The organism is Bradyrhizobium sp. MI1.7 (assembly GCF_055811795.1).
The window spans coordinates 1-1,568 of record NZ_JBVVPO010000196.1; the positions used below are offsets into that span (position 1 = coordinate 1).

Annotated in this window: 1 protein-coding gene; it reads left to right on the forward strand. The window is 59.5% G+C overall.

Features of this window, described 5'->3' with window-relative positions; all coding sequences use genetic code 11:
* The first annotated feature begins 115 nt into the window (after positions 1 to 115).
* Positions 116 to 1,180, forward strand: a complete 1,065-nt coding sequence (locus AC0L3X_RS47050) for an IS110 family RNA-guided transposase (RefSeq protein WP_473317599.1) — start codon at positions 116 to 118, stop codon at positions 1,178 to 1,180.
* The last annotated feature ends 388 nt before the right edge of the window (positions 1,181 to 1,568 follow it).

The following is a 1,568-nucleotide window of genomic DNA, read 5'->3' on the forward strand; positions in this document are numbered from 1 at the left end:
GACGGCTCTTCAAATCGGGCTTCGAAATAGCGGTGCACGGGGATAATGCGGCCGTGGCCAAATCCGGAGCCTGGTGCAACGACTTGGAAGGTCGTTGCCACACAGGAGAGCTCCGATGAAATTCTATGTTGGATTGGACGTCGGTCTTGAAGAAACGAGCCTTTGCATCGTCGACAGCGAGGGCCTCACGGTCTGCGAAGTTAAGGTCAACACCGAGCCAGAGGCGATCCGCTCCGCTGTAGGGAACTACGCGGATCGCCTCGATAGAGTGGGAGTCGAGGCGTCATCGCTTGGCATCTGGCTGTATCGCGAATTGCAGCCAGCCGGGCTTCCAATCATCGTCGTGGAGGCACGCCACATGCGCGTTTCGCTGTCGACGATGCGCAACAAGACGGACCGAAACGACGCACGCGGCATCGCGCAGATGATCCGGTTGGGCTGGTACCGCGCCGTCCATGTCAAGAATATCGACATGCAAAAAATGCGCACGTTGTTGACGAACCGGAAGCTGCTCAAGCGCAAATTGATCGACCTCGAGAACCACGTTCGGGGGGCACTGCGGGCCTATGGATTGCTGGTCGGGGCGGTTGCCCGAGGTGCCTACGAAGCTCGCATCCGCGAACTGATCGAGCATTGCGATCCGGTTTTTGTGATGTCTATCCAGGTCATGTTGGACGTGCGCCGCGCTCTCCTCGAGGGCTACGATCGGCTACATCGCGTGCTCCTGCAGGTGGTCCAGCATGATCCTGTTTGCCGGCGCCTGATGACAGTTCCGGGTGTCGGTCCGGTCGTTGCCTTGTCATTCAAAGTTGGCGTTGATGATCCTCATCGCTTTACCCGATCACGCACCGTGGGCGCCCATTTTGGGCTGACGCCGAAGCGTCACCAGTCTGGGACGTCGATCGATTTTGAAGGTCATATCAGCAAACAGGGCGATATCTCGGTGCGGGAGGCGCTATGCGAAGCGGCTGCAAGTCTGCTGCTTCGAGTCAGGAAATGGTCGGCGTTGCGAGCGTGGGGCCTGCGGATCGCCAAGCGTTCGAGCATGCTGTGTGCGATTGCCGCGGTCGCACGGAAGCTCGCATGCATTCTGCACCGGATGTGGATCAACGAGACCGATTTCCACGTCGGATTCGGCGCCAAGATCACGCAGCGGCTGCGCCTAAAACCCGCGCAGTAGCCGCTGCGCAGCCGAGCATAGAAAGCGCTGGGTTTGCGCCCGGCATGTTGAGGAGGAACGAAATAAGAGATCCGCGCGCGCGGTGAGCGTCCCCCTGGCGGGGCCGCGAAACGGGGAATGTCCGCTATCTCTTGCCTGCTGCCGCCCTTCGGGGACGAGAGCGCAAAACTGCTTGGACAGCCCTGTTTACGAACCTGATGAAGAGCATGCGACGGCCGATGTGCTGAACGCGAAGGAACGCATGGACCCCGCCTGGTGAATGCACGTCGCGTACGCGGCTGTGGTGAAGTTGTGCGTTGTTGCTGCAGGGAGTCGGTAATGGCTGAAGTACGAAGAGTCGAAGAAAAGCGTAGGAATGAGTTGACTTTGCCCGCCCGATTAGGAAGGC

Bases quoted from the DNA above. Each gene is read 5' to 3' on its own strand.
- AC0L3X_RS47050 (WP_473317599.1), top strand. From the start codon at position 116: ATGAAATTCTATGTTGGATTGGACGTCGGTCTTGAAGAAACGAGCCTT.